Annotated in this window: 24 protein-coding genes and 1 pseudogene; 20 read left to right on the top strand and 5 right to left on the bottom strand. The window is 45.6% G+C overall.

Annotated features, from left to right (window positions below; genetic code table 11):
* The first annotated feature begins 3 nt into the window (after positions 1–3).
* The 10 genes from panC (at position 4) to SB724_RS05960 (ending at position 9560) form a co-directional block, all read left to right on the top strand.
* The gene (panC, locus tag SB724_RS06005) at positions 4–864 is read left to right on the top strand and encodes a pantoate--beta-alanine ligase (RefSeq protein ID WP_012117844.1); all 861 of its coding nucleotides are present in this window, start codon (positions 4–6) and stop codon (positions 862–864) included.
* 1 nt (position 865) lies between these two features.
* Positions 866–1249, top strand: coding sequence for an aspartate 1-decarboxylase (gene panD, locus SB724_RS06000; RefSeq protein ID WP_003153510.1), 384 nt, complete (start codon positions 866–868; stop codon positions 1247–1249).
* A gap of 121 nt (positions 1250–1370) precedes the next feature.
* Positions 1371–4157 carry an ATP-dependent DNA helicase DinG gene (dinG, locus tag SB724_RS05995; RefSeq protein WP_410570434.1) on the top strand — a complete coding sequence of 929 codons (2787 nt, stop codon included), beginning with the start codon at positions 1371–1373 and terminating at the stop codon, positions 4155–4157.
* A 147-nt stretch (positions 4158–4304) separates the two neighbouring features.
* On the top strand, positions 4305–4475 hold the full coding sequence (locus tag SB724_RS05990) for a YpmA family protein (protein WP_003153512.1): 171 nt from the start codon (positions 4305–4307) through the stop codon (positions 4473–4475).
* A 9-nt stretch (positions 4476–4484) separates the two neighbouring features.
* The gene (gene tseB, locus SB724_RS05985; RefSeq protein WP_007612191.1) at positions 4485–4970 is read left to right on the top strand and encodes a cell wall elongation/penicillin-binding protein regulator TseB; all 486 of its coding nucleotides are present in this window, start codon (positions 4485–4487) and stop codon (positions 4968–4970) included.
* Positions 4971–4992: 22 nt separating this feature from the next.
* Positions 4993–6174: a pyridoxal phosphate-dependent aminotransferase gene (locus SB724_RS05980; protein WP_265971457.1), complete on the top strand. Its 1182-nt coding sequence runs from the start codon at positions 4993–4995 to the stop codon at positions 6172–6174.
* Positions 6175–6308: 134 nt separating this feature from the next.
* Entirely contained in the window at positions 6309–7601 is a 1293-nt protein-coding gene (asnS, locus tag SB724_RS05975; RefSeq protein ID WP_003153515.1) for an asparagine--tRNA ligase, read from the top strand.
* Positions 7602–7695: 94 nt separating this feature from the next.
* Positions 7696–8394, top strand: coding sequence for a DNA replication protein DnaD (gene dnaD, locus SB724_RS05970; protein WP_003153516.1), 699 nt, complete (start codon positions 7696–7698; stop codon positions 8392–8394).
* Between the two features lie 18 nt (positions 8395–8412).
* Positions 8413–9072, top strand: a complete 660-nt coding sequence (gene nth / locus SB724_RS05965; protein ID WP_007612187.1) for an endonuclease III — start codon at positions 8413–8415, stop codon at positions 9070–9072.
* Positions 9069–9560, top strand: a complete 492-nt coding sequence (locus SB724_RS05960) for a YpoC family protein (RefSeq protein ID WP_265971461.1) — start codon at positions 9069–9071, stop codon at positions 9558–9560. The genes nth and SB724_RS05960 overlap by 4 nt, the downstream gene beginning before the upstream one ends.
* 77 nt (positions 9561–9637) lie before the next feature.
* Here the strand turns inward: SB724_RS05960 and SB724_RS05955 are convergent, their stop codons facing one another.
* Both SB724_RS05955 and recU read right to left on the bottom strand, forming a co-directional pair.
* Positions 9638–12421, bottom strand: a complete 2784-nt coding sequence (locus SB724_RS05955; RefSeq protein WP_265971463.1) for a PBP1A family penicillin-binding protein — start codon at positions 12419–12421, stop codon at positions 9638–9640.
* Between the two features lie 38 nt (positions 12422–12459).
* The gene (gene recU / locus SB724_RS05950) at positions 12460–13068 is read right to left on the bottom strand and encodes a Holliday junction resolvase RecU (protein ID WP_031304205.1); all 609 of its coding nucleotides are present in this window, start codon (positions 13066–13068) and stop codon (positions 12460–12462) included.
* Positions 13069–13109: 41 nt separating this feature from the next.
* On the opposite strand from recU, the gene SB724_RS05945 reads away from it, so the two are divergent.
* Positions 13110–14072, top strand: coding sequence for a DUF2515 domain-containing protein (locus SB724_RS05945; RefSeq protein ID WP_265971464.1), 963 nt, complete (start codon positions 13110–13112; stop codon positions 14070–14072).
* A 43-nt stretch (positions 14073–14115) separates the two neighbouring features.
* On the opposite strand, the gene sspM is transcribed toward SB724_RS05945, so the two are convergent.
* Positions 14116–14220, bottom strand: coding sequence for an acid-soluble spore protein SspM (gene sspM, locus SB724_RS05940; RefSeq protein WP_003153525.1), 105 nt, complete (start codon positions 14218–14220; stop codon positions 14116–14118).
* Positions 14221–14425: 205 nt separating this feature from the next.
* Here sspM and SB724_RS05935 point away from each other — a divergent pair, with 205 nt between their 5' ends.
* Together SB724_RS05935 and SB724_RS05930 are read left to right on the top strand one after the other, a co-directional pair.
* The gene (locus SB724_RS05935; RefSeq protein WP_014418233.1) at positions 14426–14671 is read left to right on the top strand and encodes a DUF5446 family protein; all 246 of its coding nucleotides are present in this window, start codon (positions 14426–14428) and stop codon (positions 14669–14671) included.
* A 45-nt stretch (positions 14672–14716) separates the two neighbouring features.
* Entirely contained in the window at positions 14717–15085 is a 369-nt protein-coding gene (locus SB724_RS05930; RefSeq protein ID WP_265971467.1) for a YppE family protein, read from the top strand.
* 38 nt (positions 15086–15123) lie between these two features.
* On the opposite strand, the gene SB724_RS05925 is transcribed toward SB724_RS05930, so the two are convergent.
* Positions 15124–15306, bottom strand: coding sequence for a YppF family protein (locus SB724_RS05925; RefSeq protein WP_003153532.1), 183 nt, complete (start codon positions 15304–15306; stop codon positions 15124–15126).
* A gap of 186 nt (positions 15307–15492) precedes the next feature.
* Here SB724_RS05925 and SB724_RS05920 point away from each other — a divergent pair, with 186 nt between their 5' ends.
* Positions 15493–15960: a YppG family protein gene (locus SB724_RS05920; protein ID WP_410570429.1), complete on the top strand. Its 468-nt coding sequence runs from the start codon at positions 15493–15495 to the stop codon at positions 15958–15960.
* Positions 15961–15989: 29 nt separating this feature from the next.
* Here the strand turns inward: SB724_RS05920 and SB724_RS05915 are convergent, their stop codons facing one another.
* Positions 15990–16403 (bottom strand): Hsp20/alpha crystallin family protein, encoded by a 414-nt coding sequence (locus SB724_RS05915; protein WP_007612169.1) that lies wholly within the window; start codon positions 16401–16403, stop codon positions 15990–15992.
* Positions 16404–16541: 138 nt separating this feature from the next.
* On the opposite strand from SB724_RS05915, the gene SB724_RS05910 reads away from it, so the two are divergent.
* The 6 genes and pseudogenes from SB724_RS05910 to SB724_RS05885 all read left to right on the top strand — a co-directional run bounded on the left by SB724_RS05910 (position 16542) and on the right by SB724_RS05885 (position 21837).
* Positions 16542–17048, top strand: a complete 507-nt coding sequence (locus SB724_RS05910; protein WP_007612167.1) for a PTS sugar transporter subunit IIA — start codon at positions 16542–16544, stop codon at positions 17046–17048.
* A 98-nt stretch (positions 17049–17146) separates the two neighbouring features.
* The gene (locus SB724_RS05905) at positions 17147–19393 is read left to right on the top strand and encodes a DEAD/DEAH box helicase (protein WP_410570426.1); all 2247 of its coding nucleotides are present in this window, start codon (positions 17147–17149) and stop codon (positions 19391–19393) included.
* A gap of 19 nt (positions 19394–19412) precedes the next feature.
* Positions 19413–20651, top strand: a complete 1239-nt coding sequence (locus SB724_RS05900) for a ribonuclease H-like domain-containing protein (protein ID WP_410570424.1) — start codon at positions 19413–19415, stop codon at positions 20649–20651.
* A gap of 121 nt (positions 20652–20772) precedes the next feature.
* Positions 20773–20880: pseudogene (locus SB724_RS05895) on the top strand (hypothetical protein); the annotation flags it as partial.
* Between the two features lie 83 nt (positions 20881–20963).
* Positions 20964–21200 (top strand): spore coat protein CotD, encoded by a 237-nt coding sequence (gene cotD / locus SB724_RS05890; protein ID WP_003153539.1) that lies wholly within the window; start codon positions 20964–20966, stop codon positions 21198–21200.
* Between the two features lie 88 nt (positions 21201–21288).
* Entirely contained in the window at positions 21289–21837 is a 549-nt protein-coding gene (locus SB724_RS05885; protein WP_038458945.1) for an SLOG family protein, read from the top strand.
* Positions 21838–21888 lie beyond the last annotated feature (51 nt).

Here is a 21888-nt window from a genome sequence, read left to right as displayed (position 1 = left end):
GCGATGAAACAACTGACAGAAACTCAACAGCTGAAAGAATTGATTGCACAATACCGCTCAGAAGGCCGGACGATCGGATTCGTCCCGACAATGGGTTTTCTTCATGAAGGACATCTGACGCTGGTTGAAAAAGCAAGCAAAGAAAACGATATTGTCGTGATGAGCATCTTTGTCAATCCGACTCAATTCGGACCGGGCGAGGATTACGAGGCATATCCGCGGGATTTAAAGCGCGATGCCCGGCTTGCAGAACAGGCGGGGGCAGATGTTTTGTTTACGCCGTCTCCAAGTGATATGTATAAAGGCGAGCAAAATGTTGCCGTGCAAGTGAAAAGGAGAACTGACGTGTTGTGCGGCGCCTCCCGCGTCGGCCATTTTGACGGAGTGGCCACTGTGCTGACGAAGTTTTTCAATCTCGTTAAACCGACCCGCGCCTACTTCGGCCTGAAAGATGCCCAGCAGGCAGCGGTTGTGGACGGATTGATTGAGGATTTCTTTATGGATATCGAATTGGTTGCAGTGGACACGGTCAGAGAAGAAGACGGACTTGCCAAAAGCTCTCGCAACGTCTATCTGACAGAGCAGGAACGCAAAGAAGCGCCGATGATCTATAAAGCATTGCAGCAAGGTGCCGAACTGATCAGAGACGGTGAAAGAAATCCGGAAACCGTTATAAAAACCGTCACCGATATCATCGAAAACACAAGCGGCGTCATTGATTATGCCGAACTGTACGCTTATCCGGAGCTGACTCCGCTTAAAACATTAAACGGCAAGGTCATTCTGGCCTGCGCCGTCCAATTTTCTAAAGCCAGACTGATTGATAATATCATTATTGATATTGATGAATGGGAGAGATCATAATATGTACCGCACTATGATGGCCGGAAAACTGCACCGCGCTACCGTGACGGAAGCCAATTTAAACTATGTCGGCAGCATTACGATTGATGAAGATCTTTTAGATGCCGTCGGAATGCTCGCTAATGAAAAAGTTCAGATTGTGAATAATAATAACGGAGCGAGACTTGAAACGTATATTATTCCCGGTAAGCGGGGGAGCGGCGTCATCTGTTTAAACGGAGCAGCCGCCCGTCTCGTCCAAGAAGGAGATAAAGTCATTATTATTTCTTATCAAATGATGTCTGATCAGGAAGCAAAAAGCCATCAGCCGAAGGTGGCCGTTCTGGATGATCAGAATAAAATCGAGCAGATGCTGGGCCAGGAGCCGGCACACACGATTTTGTAAAAGAGCCCCCTTCATGGGGGTTTTCTTTTAAGATTTAGGGGCAAAAGCTGTTTTTTGGCTCCATTTCTCAACAAAACGTGTTACACTTTTCTCGTATGCAAGAATTGAGGTGTCCATTTTAATGAACAAACAACGGTTCGTTGTCATAGATGTCGAAACAACAGGAAATTCGCCGAAAAAGGGCGATAAAATCATTCAAATCGCAGCGGTTGTCATTGAAAATGGACAAATAACTGAGCGGTTTTCAAAATATATCAATCCGAATCAGGTCATCCCGCCGTTTATTGAACAGCTGACGGGAATTTCGTCCGGAATGGTTGAAAATGAACTGCCGTTTGAAGCGGTCGCAGAGGAGATTTTTCATCTGCTTGACGGCGCGTATTTTGTTGCCCACAATATTCATTTCGACCTCGGATTTGTCCGGCATGAACTGAGCGAAGTGGGCTATGAGCTGCCGGATTGTGAAGTGCTTGATACGGTTGAGCTTTCGCGTATTGTTTTCCCGGAGTTTGAAGGATATAAGCTCGGTGAGTTGTGCGCGGAGCTGAATATTGTTCATGACCGCCCTCACCGCGCAGACAGCGATGCGGAGGTTACGGGACTGGTCTTTTTAGACATTTTACATAAACTGAAACATTTGCCTTTACCGACGTTAAAGCAGCTTAGAAGGCTTTCACAGCATTTTATCAGCGATTTGACGCTGCTTTTGGATTCTTTTATACATGAAAGCAGGCCGGCGGAAGAAAAGAGCTGCATTCCATACGCCTCTTTTTCAATTAAAGAGCCCGATCATATTCCGGTTTCCCGTCCGGTGAATGCGGCCATTGACCTTGAAAAGTGGAACGAAGAAAAAGAACAGATCTTATCCGATATCATCCCCCGCTATGAAAAGCGGAAAGGGCAGCTTTCGATGATGGATGAAGTGCTTGGCGCCTTCCGCAATCGGGAGCATGCGCTGATTGAAGCGGCGCCCGGCATCGGAAAAACGATCGGTTATCTCGTTCCGGCTGTTTTATTTGCCAAAGCGGAGCAGACTCCCGTGATTATCAGCACGTACTCTACTCTTTTGCAGCAGCAGATCATGTCTAAAGATCTCCCGCTTTTGGAGCGTATGTTTCCTTGGCCGGTCAAAGCTGCTATTTTAAAAGGGAAATCACATTATCTGTGCCTGCCTAAGTTTGAACATATTCTGCATGAGGAAGATGACAACTATGATGCGGTTTTGACGAAAGCGCAGCTTCTCGTCTGGCTGACGGAGACTGAAACGGGCGACGCCGCTGAGCTGAATCTTCCATCAGGCGGCAGATTGCTGTGGGAGCGCATGGCTTACGATGAGAATTCTTTTTTTAAAAAAGGGAAGGACTCGGCTGCCGGGTTTTATGAACGGGCTAAAGAAAAAGCGCAGGCCGCAGATCTGATTATCACAAACCATGCTTTGCTGTTTTCAGATCAAAGCAGTGAAACGAAAAAACTGCCTGCAAGCGGAACAATCATCATTGATGAAGCGCATCATTTCGAACGCGCTGCCAGCGAGCACCTGGGGAAGAGAGCTTCATACATCGGACTGCACACAAAGCTCAGCCGAATCGGCACCTTAAAGGAACACGGACTGTTAAAGCGGATGAGAAAACTGTTTTATACGTATGAACTGCCGGCGGAAAGTTTTTTTGACGCCGATGAGTGGATGAAGCATATTCAATCGGAAAGCAACGCATTTTTCAGTTCAGTGCATTCTTTTGTCAAACGAAGAAAACCTAAAGACGATCTGAACCGTCTCGTCTATAGTCTCAATCATAAAAGCCAGGATAAAGGGTTTCACATGATAACGGACGGAGCGGAGCGGCTTTGCGCGATGCTGGATCAGCTGCTTGACATGTTTTCAGTACAGGAGAAACTGTTACATCAAAAGCTTGAACAGATGAAAAGCGGAGCGGCTTTTTTAGCGGCCGAATATGTAAAGTGTATCAGGGGGCTGAAAGAATATCGTGATACGTTCAGCAGGCTGCTGTTTGAAAATGATGAGAAAGAAGCCGTTTGGGTTGAAATTGATGCGAAGGGCGCAAAAAATGCCGTCAGCATCTATGCGCAGCCTTTGGAGCCCGGTGAAATGCTGGCAGACCAGTTTTTCGCCCGCAAAAAAAGCGTTGTGCTCACATCAGCGACCTTAATGGTGGAGCAGTCTTTTCAATTTATGATTGAAAGGCTCGGACTTGCGGATTTTTATCCGCGCACCAAAAGCATCCCGTCTCCTTTTTCTTACGATGATCAGATGAACGTCATCATTCCGAAAGAGATGAAATCCGTTAAATATGACGGAGAGCGGGAAGTCATTGAGCATATTGCCAAGTATGCAGAAATCATGTCAAAGGGAAAACAGCCGAAGATCCTTGTCCTGTTTACGTCTCATGATATGCTGAAAAAAGTGTATCAGGAACTGAAACTCAGTATGGAGATATCAGGCATTCAGCTTCTCGCCCAAGGTATTTCGGGCGGGAGTCCCGGTAAATTAATGAAAACCTTTAAAACGGCAAGCCGGGCGATTTTGCTTGGGACGAATCATTTCTGGGAAGGCGTTGATTTTCCGGGGGATGAATTGTCAACCGTCATGATCGCAAGACTTCCTTTCAGGGCGCCTGACAATCCGCTTCATGCCGCAAAATGCGAATTTGCCAAGAAACAGGGGAAAAATCCGTTTCAGACGATTTCCCTGCCTGAGGCCGTGTTAACGTTCAGACAGGGGATCGGGCGCCTGCTCCGTACGGCGGGAGACAAGGGAACAATCGTTCTTTTAGATCAGCGTGTAAAAACGGCGGGATACGGACAGCTGTTTCTTGAAGCGCTCCCGACTTCATCTCTTTTGGAACTGACGGATGCCGAAATGGCGGCTTATGTCAGCCAAACGGAATAAAAGCCGCATAAACGCGGCTTTCGTGGTGTGGGATGAGGAATTGTTTTTATAGTAAAAGCGGGTTCATGCCGCCTTGTGATTTTATTATGCCGCGGGCGCATCCCGTTATGACTAACAAAATTTGTTCGACCGATGGAGGGTATAAAAATGGAAAGCAAAATTGAAATTCTGTCAACGATTAATGTGGAGCATTCAGATGATTTATATAAAATCGTCGATACATTAAACCGGACTTTGAAACGGGACAATCTGATGTTCGGCCTTGCGCTAGACGAAGAAAATCAAAATGAAGCGGTCTTCACCATTTATCGCACATAGGTGAAAAAGATGAGAAAAAAAGCATTAATATTTACAGCCGTATTTGGTATTATTTTTTTAGCAGTTCTTTTATTTTCGGCCAGCATTTTTAAATCTGCAATGGCTCAAAAAGAAGAAGGCCACGAAACAGCTGCCGCAGCCGCTAAAGAAAAAACGCAGCTGACAGATGCTGAGAAAGTGGAGACCTTTGTCGGCAAACAGAAATATTATGTTGTTACCGGAACGGATAAACATGGAAAAGATATGTATGTATGGGTTCCGGCCGACAAAAAAGCAAAAATTCTCTCAAAAAAAGCCAGTGACGGCATTTCAAGCGGCAAGGCTGCCAAGATCGTTCGGGACGAAGGGCTTGTTTCCAAGCTGAATGGCGTTCACCCGGCGAGAGAAAACAATGTTCCGTTATGGGAAGTGACCTATATCAACAAAAGCGGGCAATATAGCTTCAGCTATGTGGACTTTACAAGCGGCAAGATTCTCAAAAACATCACACCGTGAGACGTATTAGGGGGAGTTCAAGTTGAAATTGGCAAAAAGAGTATCCGCATTAACACCGTCTGCAACACTAGCAATTACTGCAAAAGCGAAAGAGCTGAAAGCAGAAGGCCATGATGTCATCGGCCTCGGAGCAGGAGAACCGGATTTTAATACGCCTCAGCACATTATAGATGCCGCGGTGCGTTCCATGAATGAAGGCCATACGAAATATACGCCTTCAGGCGGTCTGCCGGCGCTGAAAGACAGTATCGCAAAAAAATTCAAAAACGACCAGGGGATTGAATATAAGCCGTCAGAAATCATTGTCTGCACCGGAGCGAAACACGCTCTGTATACATTATTTCAGGTCATTCTCGATGAAGGGGACGAAGTGATTATACCGACTCCTTACTGGGTCAGCTACCCTGAGCAGGTGAAACTGGCAGGGGGGTGTCCCGTCTATGCAGAAGGGCTGGAATCCAATCAGTTTAAAATTTCACCGGAGCAGCTGAAGCAGGCTATCACCGAGAAAACAAAAGCGCTCATTATCAATTCACCGAGCAACCCGACAGGTGTTATGTATACGAAAGAAGAGCTTGCGGAACTCGGAAAAGTGTGTCTGGAGCACGGCATTCTGATCGTTTCTGACGAGATTTATGAGAAGCTTACATACGGAGGAAAAAAACACGTCTCAATCGCACAGCTTTCAGATGAATTGAAAGAGCAGACGATCATCATTAACGGCGTGTCGAAATCTCACAGCATGACGGGCTGGAGGATCGGCTATGCGGCGGGTTCGGAGACGATTATTAAAGCGATGACGAGCCTTGCGAGCCACAGCACATCAAATCCGACGTCTATCGCTCAATACGGCGCCATTGCGGCCTATAACGGTCCGGCTGAGCCGCTGGAAGAGATGAGACAGGCATTTGAGCACAGACTGAACACCATTTACGCTCAGCTCAGTGAGATTCCCGGATTCACCTGTGTCAAGCCTGAAGGGGCGTTTTACTTGTTCCCTAACGCCAAAGCGGCCGCAGAAAACTGCGGATTCAAAGATGTCGATGAATACGTCAAGGCGCTTCTGGAAGAAGAAAAAGTCGCCATCGTGCCGGGCTCGGGTTTCGGTTCACCGGACAACGTCCGCTTATCTTACGCAACGTCACTCGATCTTTTAGAAGAAGCGGTCGAAAGAATCCGCCGCTTCACGGAAAAACACAGCTGATTCTGAAAAAGCGGCTTTTAAAGCCGCTTTTCACTTGCATTGACCCCGTTAGAGTAGAACGGGTATAATAAAGTGATGAAAAAAGAGATTCAGGCAGATTCCTGAATGTCTTTCTTGTTCTGGAGGGAAAGAGTTTGAAAACAACAATCAACCAAGTGTATAAACACACAGGCGAGGAAGTAACGATTGGAGCTTGGGTCGCTAATAAACGCTCAAGCGGTAAAATCGCATTTTTACAGCTGAGAGACGGTACAGGCTTCATTCAGGGAGTTGTCGTTAAAGCTGAAGTAGAAGAAGACATCTTCCAAATCGCGAAATCAGTGACGCAGGAAACGTCACTTTATGTAAAAGGAATTGTGAAAGAGGACGAGCGTTCACCGCTCGGCTATGAGCTTGCTGTTACATCCATTGAAGTCATTCATGAAGCGACTGATTATCCGATTACGCCTAAAGAGCACGGTACGGAATTCTTAATGGATCACAGACATTTATGGCTCCGTTCGAAACGCCAGCACGCAATTATGAAAATCCGCAACGAAATCATTCGTGCGACTTATGAATTTTTCAACAAAGAAGGCTTCGTGAAAGTTGATCCGCCGATTTTGACGGGAAGCGCTCCCGAAGGCACGACTGAGCTGTTCGCGACGAAATATTTTGATGAAGACGCCTTCTTGTCTCAAAGCGGCCAGCTGTATATGGAAGCAGCTGCAATGGCGCTCGGAAAAGTATTCTCTTTCGGACCGACGTTCAGAGCGGAAAAATCGAAAACGAAACGCCATCTCATCGAATTCTGGATGATTGAGCCTGAAATGGCATTTGTTGAATTTGAAGAAAACCTTGAAGTTCAGGAGAATTATGTTGCATACATTGTACAAAGTGTGCTGGAACATTGTAAGATCGAGCTGAACACATTAGGAAGAGACACATCGAAGCTTGAACAAATCAAAGCGCCATTCCCGCGCATTACGTACGATAAAGCGATTGAATTCCTGAAAGAAAAAGGCTTTGACGATATTGAGTGGGGAGATGACTTCGGTGCGCCGCATGAAACAGCGATCGCAGAAAGCTATGACAAACCGGTGTTTATCACTCATTACCCGACGTCATTAAAACCGTTTTATATGCAGCCTGCCAAAGATCGTGACGATGTCGTGTTATGTGCCGACTTAATTGCTCCGGAAGGCTACGGGGAAATCATCGGCGGTTCAGAACGCGTTCATGATATGGATTTATTGGAAGAAAGATTAAAAGAACACGGTCTGGATTCAGATGCTTACAAATGGTATGCTGAACTCAGACAATACGGTTCTGTTCCGCACTCCGGCTTCGGCCTTGGACTTGAGCGGACAGTGGCTTGGATCAGCGGAGCGCCTCACGTGCGTGAAACGATTCCGTTCCCGAGACTTCTGAACCGTCTGTATCCGTAATAGTTTTAAAAAACGAAGTCTCCTGCAAGGGAGACTTTTTCTAAGTAAAGGGGAAAGCTCCCGGAGATAACCTTTTACAGTAAGAGGTGTAAGGATGAAAAAACAGCAATTTATAGATATGCAGGAACTCGGCATTTCAAGCATTCCCAACCTGCTGCTGACACATTACCGGCAGCTCGGGCTGAATGAAACCGAATTGATTCTGCTTTTGAAGATTAAAATGCATTTGGAAAAGGGCTCTTATTTTCCGACGCCGTTTGAACTTCAATCAGGCATGTCCATCTCTGCTGAAGAATGTACAAGCTGTCTGAGAATGTTTATTCAAAAAGGTTTTCTGTTTATTGAAGAATGTGAAGACCATAACGGCATAAAGTTTGAAAAATATTCTCTGCAGCCGTTATGGGCGAAGCTGTATGATTACATGCAGCATTCTCAAAATGAAACGCAGGAAAGAACGTCAGAAAGAGAACAAAAAAGCCTGTATACCATCTTTGAAGAAGAGTTCGGAAGACCGCTGTCGCCCCTTGAATGCGAGACGCTGGCCATATGGCAGGATCAGGATCAGCATGATGCGATTCTGATTAAACACGCCTTAAAAGAAGCTGTTTTATCGGGGAAACTCAGTTTTCGCTATATTGACCGGATTTTATTTGAATGGAAAAAGAACGGCTTCAAAACGGTTGAGCAGGCGAAGGCGCACAGCCAAAAATTCCGGCGTGTTCAAACGAAACAAAATGATCCGCAAAAAGAGTATACGAGGCAGGTGCCTTTTTACAATTGGCTGGAACAATAACATGAGAAGGGGAGAAACGTGTTAAATTTAAAGCAGATTGAATATTGTCTTGAAAAAATCGGCGATATGTTTCCGCACGCAGAATGTGAACTTGTCCATTCAAATCCTTTCGAATTGGTTGTGGCAGTCGCATTATCCGCGCAATGTACGGATGCTCTCGTCAACAGAGTGACAAAAACGCTATTTCAAAAATATAAACGGCCCGAAGATTATCTTGCCGTATCGCTGGAAGAACTCCAGCAGGATATTAAATCAATCGGCCTGTACCGTAATAAAGCCAAAAATATTCAAAAGCTGAGCAAAATGATCATCGAAGAGTACGGCGGAGAAGTGCCGAAAGACCGGGATGAGCTTGTGAATCTGCCGGGTGTCGGACGGAAAACGGCAAATGTAGTCGTGTCTGTTGCTTTCGGCGTACCTGCGATTGCAGTAGACACTCATGTGGAGCGGGTCTCTAAACGGCTCGGTATCTGCCGCTGGAAGGACTCTGTTTTGGAGGTAGAGAAAACATTAATGAAAAAAGTGCCGAAAGAGGATTGGTCTGTTACGCATCACAGATTAATATTTTTCGGCAGGTATCATTGTAAAGCGCAATCTCCCCGCTGTGCGGAATGTCCTTTGCTTCCGCTATGCAGAGAAGGGCAGAAGCGTGACAAAAAAGGGCTGGTGAAACGGTGACGGCGATTGACATTCTGGCAGGCTATGAAACATACCTGCGCAGCCTTACGGATTTGGAAAGCCTTGAGATCAAAACGGCGCTGCGCCGCCATCCGCTGTATATGGATTTCAGCGGTCAGCCAACCGTGCAGCCCTGGAGGGAAAGGGGCGAATATGTCCCGTTTCTATTTCAGATTTGGAACGAAACGAAAGAAACGCTGCTTCCCGTTTTTCAAACAAGAAAATCGAGATGTGATCAAAATGACATGCTGAAGGGAATTACCTGTCTGATTGCCGCTTTTCACTGGACGGCAGGGGAGCGGGTCACATCACTCGATTGGTCTGTGCTTGAAACAAAGCATTTTCCCGCCGAACCGATCAATTGGGCGGAGCGAATGGCGTTTATTTTAACAAAACCAACTCAATATCACTCGTTTATTCAGCTTGATGGATTGATGACGGAGATGAAGAAACAATATCATAAATATGAAGCCATGAACAAATGTTAAAAACCTCCTTTTCTCATAAGGAGGTTTTTTTGTATGAAAAAAATCCTTCACCTGTTTGAGGTGAAGGATTTCTTCCGCTAATGAGCGGGGTTTGACTGGATGGTTGACGAATTGGACTGCCCATTGATATTTGAAGATGAGTCTTTGTTTTTGTCCGTTTGACCGCTGTCAGGTTTATTTGAGCCTTCTGAACCGGAATCGGAATCATTATCAGAGCCGTTATCTTGCTGTCCGTTGTTATCCGTCCCGTTACCGGGCTGATTCTGATTGTTGTTATCTGTTTGATCCTTATCGGATTGATCCTGATTTTTATCCGGGTCATCAGTTGGTGTTTGATCCGATCCGTCAGGCGTATCTGTCTGATTGTCATCTGTGTTTGAATCATCAGTTTGCGTCTTGTCTTTGTCTTTATCTTCATCAGACTTCTGTTCATCGTCAGTCGCTTTATCTTTATCTGCATCGTCTTCTTCATCTTTCGGGACTTTGAAAGAAGCTGATGCCGTATCGCTTTTTCCGTCATCGTTTTCCGCTGTCACCTGGAAGCTGTATGTGGAGCCTGGTGTGACATCTGAGACGACGGCTTCTTTTGCCGAACTGTTTTGAATGTCACTGTAGCTTCCGCCGTCAACGGATTGTTTGACATTGAATGTTGCATCACCGTCATAATTCCAGCTTAAAGTTAATGATTTTTTATCTTTGTCGTATTTCATTTGCAATCCTGTCGGTTTATCGGCTTTTTCTTTCGTGTACGTTTTAGAAACGGCAGTTGGCTGCGTTCCTTTCACGAAGTACTCCGTCACTTTTTTATCATCCGGTGTATTTGGTCCGGCTAAAGCGGCAGGATTCGAGCCTTTCTCAACTGTTTCTTTTACGACGCTGTCAGGCTGCTTAAAGCTTCCTTTACCGTCATCAACGTATGAGATCAGCTTTTGAAAAATCCGTTTTGCGACTTGCTGGTCAGCAGAAGACAGTGATTTCTTACCTGCTTTGTTGCCAGACTCAACTCCGGTCCAAACCGCCGCTGTATATTGAGGGGTATAGCCGACAAACCATGAGTCTGGGACTCCGCCTTGAGCAATATTATATTTTTGAATATCCTCTTTAGTAAAGTTGGTCGTACCCGTTTTACCGGCCACTTCCACGTTCGGTACTTGGGCCAGTTTACCTGTTCCAGATTCGACAGCTGATTTGAGCATATCTGTAACCATGAACGCCGTGTAGTCGCTCATAGCACTTTTCGGTTTCGGTGTTAAATCAAGCTTAGTACCGTCATTAAATTCAATCGATGTGACCGCGTGCGGTTCGTTGTACGTTCCATTATTTCCGAAAGCACTGTAGGCGCCTGCCATGGTCATAGTAGATACACCGCGGTTACCCTCACCAAATCCCCCGATAGAATAGGGTTCATATACTTGATCTTTGTTTAATCCCAATCCTAAGTCGTTTGCGAAGTCGACGGCATTATCTTTTCCTGCTGCTTGGTATGCTTTTAAAGCAGGAATATTACGTGAGTCTGCGAGGGCCTCTCGCATAGATATCTGACCTCTGTATTTATTGTCCCAATCATGAATCGGTGTGCCGTCAGAGTACGTATAAGCCGAATCGTCAATCTGCTCGTAAGTCGACCATTTTTTATTTTCAATGACTGGCCCGTAATCAAGAATCGGTTTTATCGTTGAACCGGGCTGGGTTTTACCTTGCGTTGCATAATTGAATCCCCCGACAGTTCTGTTGCGTCCCGGTCCGATGGCGCGGATTTCCCCGTTTGTCGTATCAAGGAGGGTGACGCCGCCCTGCATGCCTTCCGAAAAGCCGACCGTGTCTCCGTTCATCAATTGATCAAGATAATCTTGTGCTTTCGTATCAAGAGTCGTATAAATTTTTAGACCGTCAGTTGAAATATCGACGTCTTTCTTTTCTTTTGTCTCGATTTCTTTCATAACTTCTTCGACAAAAGCGCTGTATTTATTTGTGTCCTTTTTATCGTATTCTTTTTGGCTGACGACGCCTTCATCTTTCATGGACACTTTCTTCGCTTTTTGGTATTCAGAATTTGAAATGAATCCTTGTTTTTCCATTAAGCTGAGAACAATGTTCCGGCGTTTTTCTGAAGCCTTCGGGTTTTTAACCGGGTTATATCCGGTCGGGCTTTGCGGCATTCCGGCAAGCGTCGCCGCCTGTTCAACCGTAAGCTTGCTCAAGTCTTTTACACCGAAGAATTCTTCAGCCGCTTTACCGACGCCATAGGCGCGCGGTGAGAAATAAATTCTGTTTAAATACATTTCTAAGATTTCATCTTTAGAATAATGGCGCTCCAGCTGCAGTGAAAGCCACACTTCCTGTGCTTTCCGTTTAATCGTTTTCTGATGGGTCAAAAGCGAGTTTTTCACAACCTGCTGGGTGATTGTGCTTCCTCCCTCTGAACCGAATCCATCCGTAAAGTTGGCGACCAAGGCGCCTCCGATCCGGATCGGGTCTATACCGTGGTGCTTATAAAAACGGGCGTCTTCAGTTGCGATAAATGCTTCTTTCACAACATCGGGTATATCCTTAATCGGGACGTAGGTTCGTTTTTCACCGCCCACTTCCGCGATTTCTTTGCCGTTTTTATCGTAAATCGTTGAAGAGTAAGGCGTTTTCAGCTTGGCTTCGTCCAAAGACGGCGCGCCGGAAACCAAAACGGCAAATGCCGCCGCTCCGCCGACTATGCCAAGGACAAACAGAATAACCAAGGACAGCACAATCTTTTTGAATAAACCGCCTTTACGCTGTTTCTTGCCTTTTTTCGGTGAAGAGGGCTTAGTGCTTTTCGTCTGCCTTGCCTTACGGCGTTCTTCACGACTCGTAAATTGATCTGACATAACATCTCAACCTTTCGTTTATCAACCTTTCGCTCAGTCTACTGTTCCTGCGAAAAATAAAGCTGTTCAATAATACTAATATAATCAATTCTCGGTGAGTATCCAAGGGAAATCGGAAAGGAAGCATCTTCTAATTCGTCTTTGCGAATTGATTTTCTGCCATTGTTCTCCTTTCTGTCCCAAAAGACAAACAGCTTGTCGGCTTCGAGGAAATAAACCTTTCCGAAAGCGGATATAATAACAAAACAAATGCCGTCTTGCCTGACCACCTGCTTCATATGCTCAATCTGATGATCATGAAAATTCTGCAGGGGAAATGCCGTTTTGTTTTTTGTTTCTTTTGCCTCAAAATCAATGTAGCGTCCTTTATAAATGCCGTTGTAGTCGGTTGTGGAAGACTGTTTAAAATAAGCTTCCTTAATGACTGCGGCGCTTCTTTTCGGATAGTGGACGTTTACAATCTGGACGGGTGTCGGCTTTTTGTGAATGACAGCAATTTGGTTAGCCAGATAATACTTATTCGTTTCATTCAGGTCGTCTTCGAGGGTCATGCCGCGATTACTGTATGAATGAGACCGTTTCTGGCTGTTTTGGGATGAAACCGTTTTGTTCGGCTGAAAAGTTTTTCCATTCGGGTACCGAATCACTTTTTCCATCCTCCTTATCAAACTAATAGTGACGGAAGTGAATGAACGTGCATAAACGACAGACCGTAACCGCCATTCTTCGCCTGATCGAAAAAGAGACGAAAATAAAAAATGCCGATAATATTTCCCGGACGAATGCCTATAAAGCATATTATGACCGCCATCCTGAGATCAAGTGGCCGCTTTTGGCATCCTTTGTGTCCCGTAATGCGGGCTGGTCGATGACTGATTTAAGAGGCGTCCTTTATCAGGAGGGCCTTGACAGCAGTCAGAAAAACTGGTTTTTCCTTTCGTATGAAAGGGCAAATTGGCTGATTTTTTCTGATGCCTATCCTCAGCTTCTGGTCTACCAGTGGTCAAAACAAATCGGCGAACCTCTATTCCGTCATCTTCCTTATTTCCGCGTCTCGGCTTTTATGCAGGAAGAATGGTTCCGCTTTTGGCGTGACGGAGATACGGAACGGCTCATGTATGCTCTTATTATAAATGAACAAAACACTATCCAAGCACCTATTATACAAAATCCTTCGTTTAAAAAGAATGTTTTTGGCACGATTCCTTTTTATTTAAGTGATTGGTTTCACTTTAATACGGTGATATTCCCTTCATTTGACGGACATTTATACGGAATTTCCGTCAAACGGTTTTCGAAAACCGAAGAGAGAATTACGCTCGGAAAACAGCTGGCCCGCCTTCTGTTCAGCCCTGACCTTCACGCTTCTTTTTACCGTTTTCTTGATACCGTTCCTCATACCGGTTCGCGCTTTGATATGGAGAAAATGATCGGCATCAAAAAAAGAACATCACCGATGCTGAGGACAACCTATCCCATTGTTGCCCACCCATTAGACGGCGAAAGGGAGGATTGGTTTCAAAAAAGGTTAAGAAAAGGGGCTTTCTTACAGGAGAAAATGCCGAAACAGCTTGAACTGACGGACTGGTACTTCCAGAAAAGACGGGAACTCCATGCGCTCTTCGCAGTTAAAGAGTGGCTGAAGAAATGAAAAAGCCCGAAACCGTTCGCTGGGGTTTCGGGCTGCTGATGTGTTACGTGGAAGGGCGGTTTGGGCCGCCTAATTTTTTATCAAGCGTATCAGTCGTTTTTGCTTCGGTTTTTTGCTGTTTACCTGCATTTTTCGGTCTCGTTTTCATACGGCACCTCCTCAACTGTATCGTTTGCATTAACGTGCCGGTTCATACAAAGTTTGCGGCACTTTTTTGTCGAAAGGCACGCCTTTTAGGATAATCTCTGTTTGTTTGCCGAACTGCTTCTAGTTTTGTCATGTGCAGAGGAGAGCGGTATGAAAACGAGAATTATATTCTAAAGAGACGCAAGTGATAAAAGGGAGGAACATGAATGTCTGTTTACACGAGCAAGGCTGATATTCTCCGTCTGCTTTCTGATATCGAAATCCGGATTTCTGCTGCTGAAAAAACGCTTACCCAAGCAGTCAGATCCTGTCAGGCGGAAGCTGAAGAAATCAGGCAGGAGAAACTTTCCCGCCTTGAGGAAGAGGCGCGGGAGCTTCATGTTTGTATTGATGACCTGTTTTTGGCTGACCGGCGTAAAAAGGATTTGCCGAGAGCCTGCCGGATCAGCTGATTTTATGCAAAAACTTTGGTACCATATGTACTGAGGTGAGTCCGTTTGCAGACACAGTCGTTATTGGAGCTGACAGAACAAATGATAGATGCGGTTCTGGAAGCCGAAAAAAGGTATCAGGATGGAAAAGAGTCAGGCCGTTCATATGATTTTTTTGAGATTATTAAACCCGATGTTGAAAAAAGAGACCGGCTTTGCGCGCTTTGGACAGAAGCAGCGCTTGCGTTTATTCAGGAAAACCGTCCGAAATACGTTCATCACGCACAAATTCAGGCCGTTACAGAAAATTTCGGAGAACTGATGCTCCAATCATATGTTCATCATATTCATAAAAAAAGATACAGGGATTTAACTGAATCTGTTTTATATACGCTTCGTATATTAAGGGATGAAATTGAAAAAGAAGGCAGCTGAAAACGGCTGCCTTCTTTTATATAAAGGGGTCGGGTATGTTATTCATACGCCGGGTTTTCTGCTCCACTTGCTTCGAGAACCTTCATACTGTTTCGAAATTCGGTTGCGGTGAGATGGCCTTGAATATAGAGGAATTTTGCAAAGTCCATCAGTTTATCTGCACAATCTGTTTCATATTTTTTCACTTCAGCAAAACGCTTTCTTAAGTATGATACGTTCATAATGGTGCATCCCCTCTCATGTATGTTGAGATTATGGTAACATAACGATTCGACTTTTTTCTGTTTTTAAAAAATTAAGACTTTCGACAGCATTTGACAAAGATCAGAATCTCCGAAAGCACATAACCAAGGCGGAATTCATACATATATAGCAGAAACTTAGTGAGAGACAAGGGGGAATGTCATATGCAATGGAGAGCGCAGCCATATCAAAATATGTACCAGCAGCCGGCGGGATATTTCTACCCGCAGCAGATACAGCCATTACAGCAGCCGAGTCCGCAGCAGATACAGTCATTACAGCAGCCGTATCCGCAGCAGATACAGCCATTGCAGCCGCCGCCATATCAACAGCAAGGGCAGTACCCGCAGCAATTTTATCCGAATCAGGAATACGGTCATATGCAGCAGCCGTTTGCTCCCCCTCCTCCTCAGGCAGGCATGCCCGGGGGACAGCCGGGGTTTGTGAATCCTTACCCCGTTCCCAGACCGAATCAGCAGCAGTCTTCCCAATTCTCAGGCATACTCTCCCAGTTTAAAAAAACGAACGGACAGTTTGACTTTAATAAAATGATGGATACAACGGGGCAGATGGTAAGCGCCGTAAATCAGGTCGGATCGCTGGTGAAAGGCCTCACCAGTATCTTCAAATAAAAAGCATGAATGATATCCATCATTCATGCTTATTTTTTAGGGAAAAAGAGGGTAAGCGTTTGTTCATTCCAGGATGTTTCCATATCTTCTTCACTCACCTTATACGGGAGGACAACGGTTCTTGTCATGCTTGAAGACACATGGGATGAATGAGCCTGTTTATGATCGTAGCGGATTGTAACGTGAAGGTAGCACCCTTTCGTTTCCACCAGCATATCCCCGTCACGGAACGTCTCGGGAACGCCGATATCAACCGCGAGGCCCGTCGGCTCTTCTCTGACGTCAATCGTCACTTGCGCTTCAGTAAAAGCCGAATTGACAAGGTGCTGAAAACCCTGCATCAATTCTGCGAAGGGACCTGAGTGAAAAAATTGGTCCATCGCATGGCTGATGATGTCCTCATTTCTTTGCGGATCAAGTTTATCGTTTTGTGATTGATCCATATGACCACCGCCTTTTTACAAACAGACTATGCGATGTTATGCCGTATGGTTAAGAATTGAAGGAAAAAAGAAAGTATGGTTAAATAGTGGAGAATAAACTGGTAACGGATTCACATTTAGGAAGGGGAGCACAACACATTGCTGAAAAAATTATTCGGATTGGGAGACAGCCGGAAAAAGCCGGCCGAGGAAGTGATTTTTTCTCCGGCTGACGGAGCGGTGATGGATTTGGCTTCAGTGCCGGATCCCGTATTTTCACAAAAAATGATGGGGGACGGGATCGCCGTCGAGCCTGCAAACGGAGACATTGTTTCACCGGTTGAGGGAGAAGTGATTCAGCTGTTCCATACAAAACATGCTGTCGGCATCCGCACCCTTTCCGGAGCGGAACTTTTGATACATGTCGGTTTGGATACCGTCAATATGAACGGTGAAGGCTTTGAGGCGCATGTAAAAGAAGGAGACAAAGTGAAAACAGGCGATCTGCTTTTAACGTGCCGGCTGGATTTAATAAAAGAAAAAGCAAGCAGCACCGTCATCCCTATGGTGATTATGAATGGCGATGCCGCAGAACCTTTGCAATTTGCAGGCGCAATTGAAGCGAAAAAAGGACAAACAGAGCTTTTTACGATAAAAATGAAGTAGGCAGGGGCTGATTCCCTGCTTTTTTTCTTGTGCAGGATTTTCATCTAGCCAGGCAAACAAATATTCGGTAAACTGTACCTCATAAAGAGGTGTGAACGATGAAGAAAAAATCACTGAGCGAACTGATTCAGGAATTAAAAAATCATGAAAATATTGTGCATTGGCATGAAGAGGAACCGCGGGAGGCGAAAACCATGCCGATGCCGGAGCAAGTAGATCCGAACATTCGGACGGCTCTCGAAAAAAGGGGGATCGAGCGGCTCTTTACACATCAATACTCCGCTTTTCAGACGGTTCAAAACGGAGAAAGCATTGTGGCCGTCACACCGACGGCCTCCGGAAAAACACTGTGCTATAATCTTCCGGTTCTTCAGTCTATCGCGGAAGATGCCTCAAGCCGCGCGCTTTATTTATTTCCGACAAAGGCGCTCGCGCAGGATCAAAAAAGCGAGCTGAACGAAATCATAGACGAGACGGGCATGGACATTAAAAGCTTCACCTATGACGGAGATACGTCTCCGGCCATCAGGCAGAAAGTCAGAAAGGCCGGGCATATTGTGATCACAAACCCTGATATGCTTCATTCAGCCATTCTTCCCCACCATACAAAATGGGTGAGTCTGTTTGAAAACCTGAAATATATCGTCATTGATGAATTACATACGTACCGCGGCGTATTCGGCAGCCATGTGGCGAACGTCATCCGCCGTTTAATGAGAATCTGCGCTTTTTACGGAAGCGAGCCGTCATTTATCTGCACATCCGCCACAATCGCCAATCCAAGGGAATTGGCGGAGCAGCTGACGGGAAAATCTGTGCGCCTGATTGACGACAACGGCGCCCCGGCCGGAAGAAAGCACTTTGCTTTTTACAATCCTCCGATTGTAAATAAACCGCTGCATATTCGAAAAAGCGCCACCGTGGAAGTGAACGAACTTGCCAAAACTTTTTTAAAAAATAAGATTCAGACGATTGTTTTTGCCAGAAGCCGTGTCCGGGTTGAAATTATTTTAAGCCACATTCAGGAGATCGTAAAAAAAGAAATCGGGTCGAAGTCTGTCAGAGGCTATCGCGGCGGATATCTTCCGAAAGAACGAAGAGAAATAGAGCGGGGGTTAAGAGACGGCAGCATTCTCGGCGTTGTCAGCACAAACGCGCTGGAGCTCGGCGTTGATATCGGCCAGCTTCAGGTCTGCGTGATGACGGGGTACCCGGGCAGTGTCGCGAGCGCATGGCAGCAGGCGGGCCGGGCCGGACGGCGGCAGGGAGAGGCGCTTATCGTGATGGTGGCGAACTCTGATCCGATTGACCAATATATTGTGCGCCATCCTGATTATTTCTTTAAACGCTCGCCTGAATCTGCAAGGATTAATCCCGATAATCTCATTATACTGGTCGATCACCTGAAATGCGCCGCGTATGAGCTGCCTTTCAGAGCCGATGAAACATTCGGAGAAAATGATGCAAGAGACATTCTTGAGTATTTAGAGGAAGAAGGGGTGCTTCACGAAAATCGCGAACGCTACCACTGGGCGAGCGAATCTTTTCCCGCCTCCAACATCAGTCTCCGTTCGGCGTCACAGGAAAACGTGGTCATCGTTGACCGGTCAGAGACGGCTGATGTAAAAATCATCGGAGAAATGGACCGCTTCAGCGCGATGACGCTTCTTCATGATGAAGCGATTTATCTTCATGAAGGGGTGCAGTATCAGGTTGAAAAGCTTGATTGGGATCATAAAAAAGCCTACGTGCGAAAGGTCGATGTCGAATATTATACAGATGCCAATTTAGCGGTGCAGCTGAAAGTGCTGGACATTGACAGAACGGACAGCAGAAAGAAAACGGCCTTACATTTCGGCGATGTAACCGTGAACGCACTTCCGACAATATTTAAAAAAATTAAAATGACGACATTTGAAAATATAGGATCAGGGCCGATTCACCTTCCAGAAGAAGAACTGCATACCAGTGCTGCCTGGCTTGAATTGAAAGAGACGGATTCAGAGATCGGCGAAAAAACGCTTGAACAGCTGCTTTTAGGCATTGCCCACGTCCTGCAGCATATCGTGCCTGTATACGTCATGTGCGACCGAAATGACGTGCATGTCGTGCCGCAAATCAAAGCCGCACATACCGGACTTCCGACAATCTTTCTGTATGATCATTATCCGGGCGGAATCGGACTTGCTGATGAAGTATATAAGCGATTTGATGAAATCAATGAAGGGGCTGAGCGCCTGATCAGACAATGTCCATGTCAAGACGGATGTCCTTCCTGCATCGGTTCCGAAATAGAAGGAATAGATGCAAAGAAAGCGATACTCCGGCTCTTGAATTACGTGTAAAAGAAAAGGGGGACGAAAGATGTCCTTGAAAAATAAATTAAAGCGGATGAAAAACCACCTGAATGTGCCGGAAGCTGAAAAAAAGCCGGCAGCTTCACAACTTTCGGTCCCGGATATTCAAGTCCCATTTAGAGAAGAATGGGAGGCATTCGGAGTGAAGCCTTTCTTTTTTGAGGATGAATACTGTCTTATCCGCGAAACCGTCTATCCGCTTTCGCACCGTCACGGACGGTACAGCTTCAGTGAACTTGATGACGTCATGGCATTATGGAATAAAGGCGGTTTGACACATACTTTATCAGCAGAAGGATACGAAAAAAGCCAGCTGTTCTTCTTTGATACTGAAACGACCGGCCTCGGCGGCGGGGCCGGCAATATGATCTTTTTGCTCGGTCATGCAAGAGTGTATGAAGACCGTGTCGCGGTTAAACAGCATCTGCTTCCTAAACCGGGAAACGAGACGGCTCTTTACAAAAGCTTTTTAAGTGAGGTTGACATTACGTCCCTTGTTACGTATAACGGAAAAGCCTTTGACTGGCCTCAGGTAAAAACTAGGCATACATTGCTGCGGGACAGGCTTCCGAAACTTCCTGACTTCGGTCACTTTGATCTTCTGCACGGGGCGAGACGGCTTTGGAAACATAAATTAGAGCGTGTATCGCTTTCAGCGGTTGAAAATGAAGAGCTTGCTTTTAAAAGGGACGAAGACACACCTGGTTATTTGGCGCCGATGCTGTATTTTCAATTTTTAAAGGCGGAGGACCCGGCTCTTTTAAAGGGAGTGCTCTCACATAATGAACAAGATGTGCTTTCCCTCATCGCTCTTTACATCCATATGTCAAAAAAGATTTTTGCATCTTCTGATCAAACGTCAGAACGTCAGGAAGCATACGCCATGGCGAAATGGTTTATCGCTCATAAAGAAACCGATCGGGCTGTTTCACAGCTGGAAGCGCTGCAAGGCAAAGCCTTTGAAGATTCGGATCGGGCCCTTTTTGACTTAGCAATGCTTTATAAAAAACAAAACCGCAGGCAAGACGCCGTGCCCCTTTGGGAGAAACTGACGGGCTCTGCTCTTCACATATGCAGACACCAATCAGCGGTAGAGCTGGCGATCTATTTTGAGCATCACGCAAAAGATTACAAAAAAGCGCTGCAGGTCGTGCAGCAGGCGGCAGAAGACGGGGAAATATCGGAAAAAGAAGCCGAGAAGCTCCATGTGAGAATTGCCCGGCTCAAGAGGAAATACTCCTCTTGAAATATTGCCCGGGAAAGCGCAAAAGCCGAGCTGTTTCGCCAAAAATATTTTTTTCTGAATCCGCATCGATTTTGTTGTAGAATGGTGCCGCATCTTGTAAAATAGCGTTAGTTATTTATAGGGGAGAGTTGGTATGTATAAAGGTGTTTTTTACTTGTTCTTTGTCGTGGTTTTTTTGATTGCGTTTGTATTTTCGAATTTTAAAGACAGTTTGCTGACGCACTTTTAAATTGGGTGATTGAATTAGAACATGTACCCTCTTTTCTTCATAACCTAACAGTGTAATAAAAGTTAATGGAGAGGGGATTTAGCATGTTTCATCATCATTGTTGCAGACCAAACGTGATGCCGCCGATTGTCCATCCGACTCATTGCTGTGAACACCATTGCTTTTCTAACACGGTTGTGCCGCATATTCATCCGCAACATACAACTAACGTAAATCACCACAACTTTGAGCACGTTCATTACTATCCGCACACTTTTTCAAATGTTGACCCGACAACTCACCAGCATTTTCAGTGCGGAAGCCCTTGCTGCGATCATTAGTATTGAACGCTTAAGCAAGATCGGTTAGGATATCAGCAAATCAAAATGGGGCCCGATGGGGAGCCCCATTTTTTAAGCAGGTGATCAATTGAAAGTATTAGCCGTAACAGGATACAAGCCGTTTGAACTCGGGATTTTTAAACAGGATGACCGGGCGCTTGTTTATATAAAAAAGGCGATAGAAACGAGACTCAGAAGCTTTATTGACGAAGGCTTGGAATGGATTCTCATATCCGGACAGCTGGGGACTGAGCTTTGGGCGGCAGAAACGGCGTACGATCTCAGAGAAGAGTATCCGGAATTAAAGGTTGCCGTTATCACGCCTTTCTACGGCCAGGAGGAAAAGTGGAAGGATCCGAATAAAGAAATGTATGAAGCGGTGCTTGCTCAGGCAGATTATGAGGAGAGCCTGACGCATCGGCCGTACGAAAGTCCGCTCCAATTCCGGCAGAAAAACGCGTTCTTTATTGAAAAGTCAGATGCGCTTTTGCTTTTATATGATCCTGAAATGGAAGGATCGCCGAAATATATGCTGCAGCAGGCAGAAAAACGCCGTGAAACAGACGGATATCCGATTTATTCGATTACGATGGATGATCTCCGTGCCGCCGTTGAAGAAGAAGATTTCTTTACATAACACGTCAGAGAATATTTGACAACGGGACGTGTTTCTGAATAAAATATAACA

It is taken from the genome of Bacillus sp. SIMBA_031 (assembly GCF_046535225.1).
Taxonomy (GTDB): domain Bacteria; phylum Bacillota; class Bacilli; order Bacillales; family Bacillaceae; genus Bacillus; species Bacillus velezensis.
The sequence above is the reverse complement of the archived record's forward strand: the minus strand, read 5'-3'. Positions and strand labels throughout refer to the sequence as shown.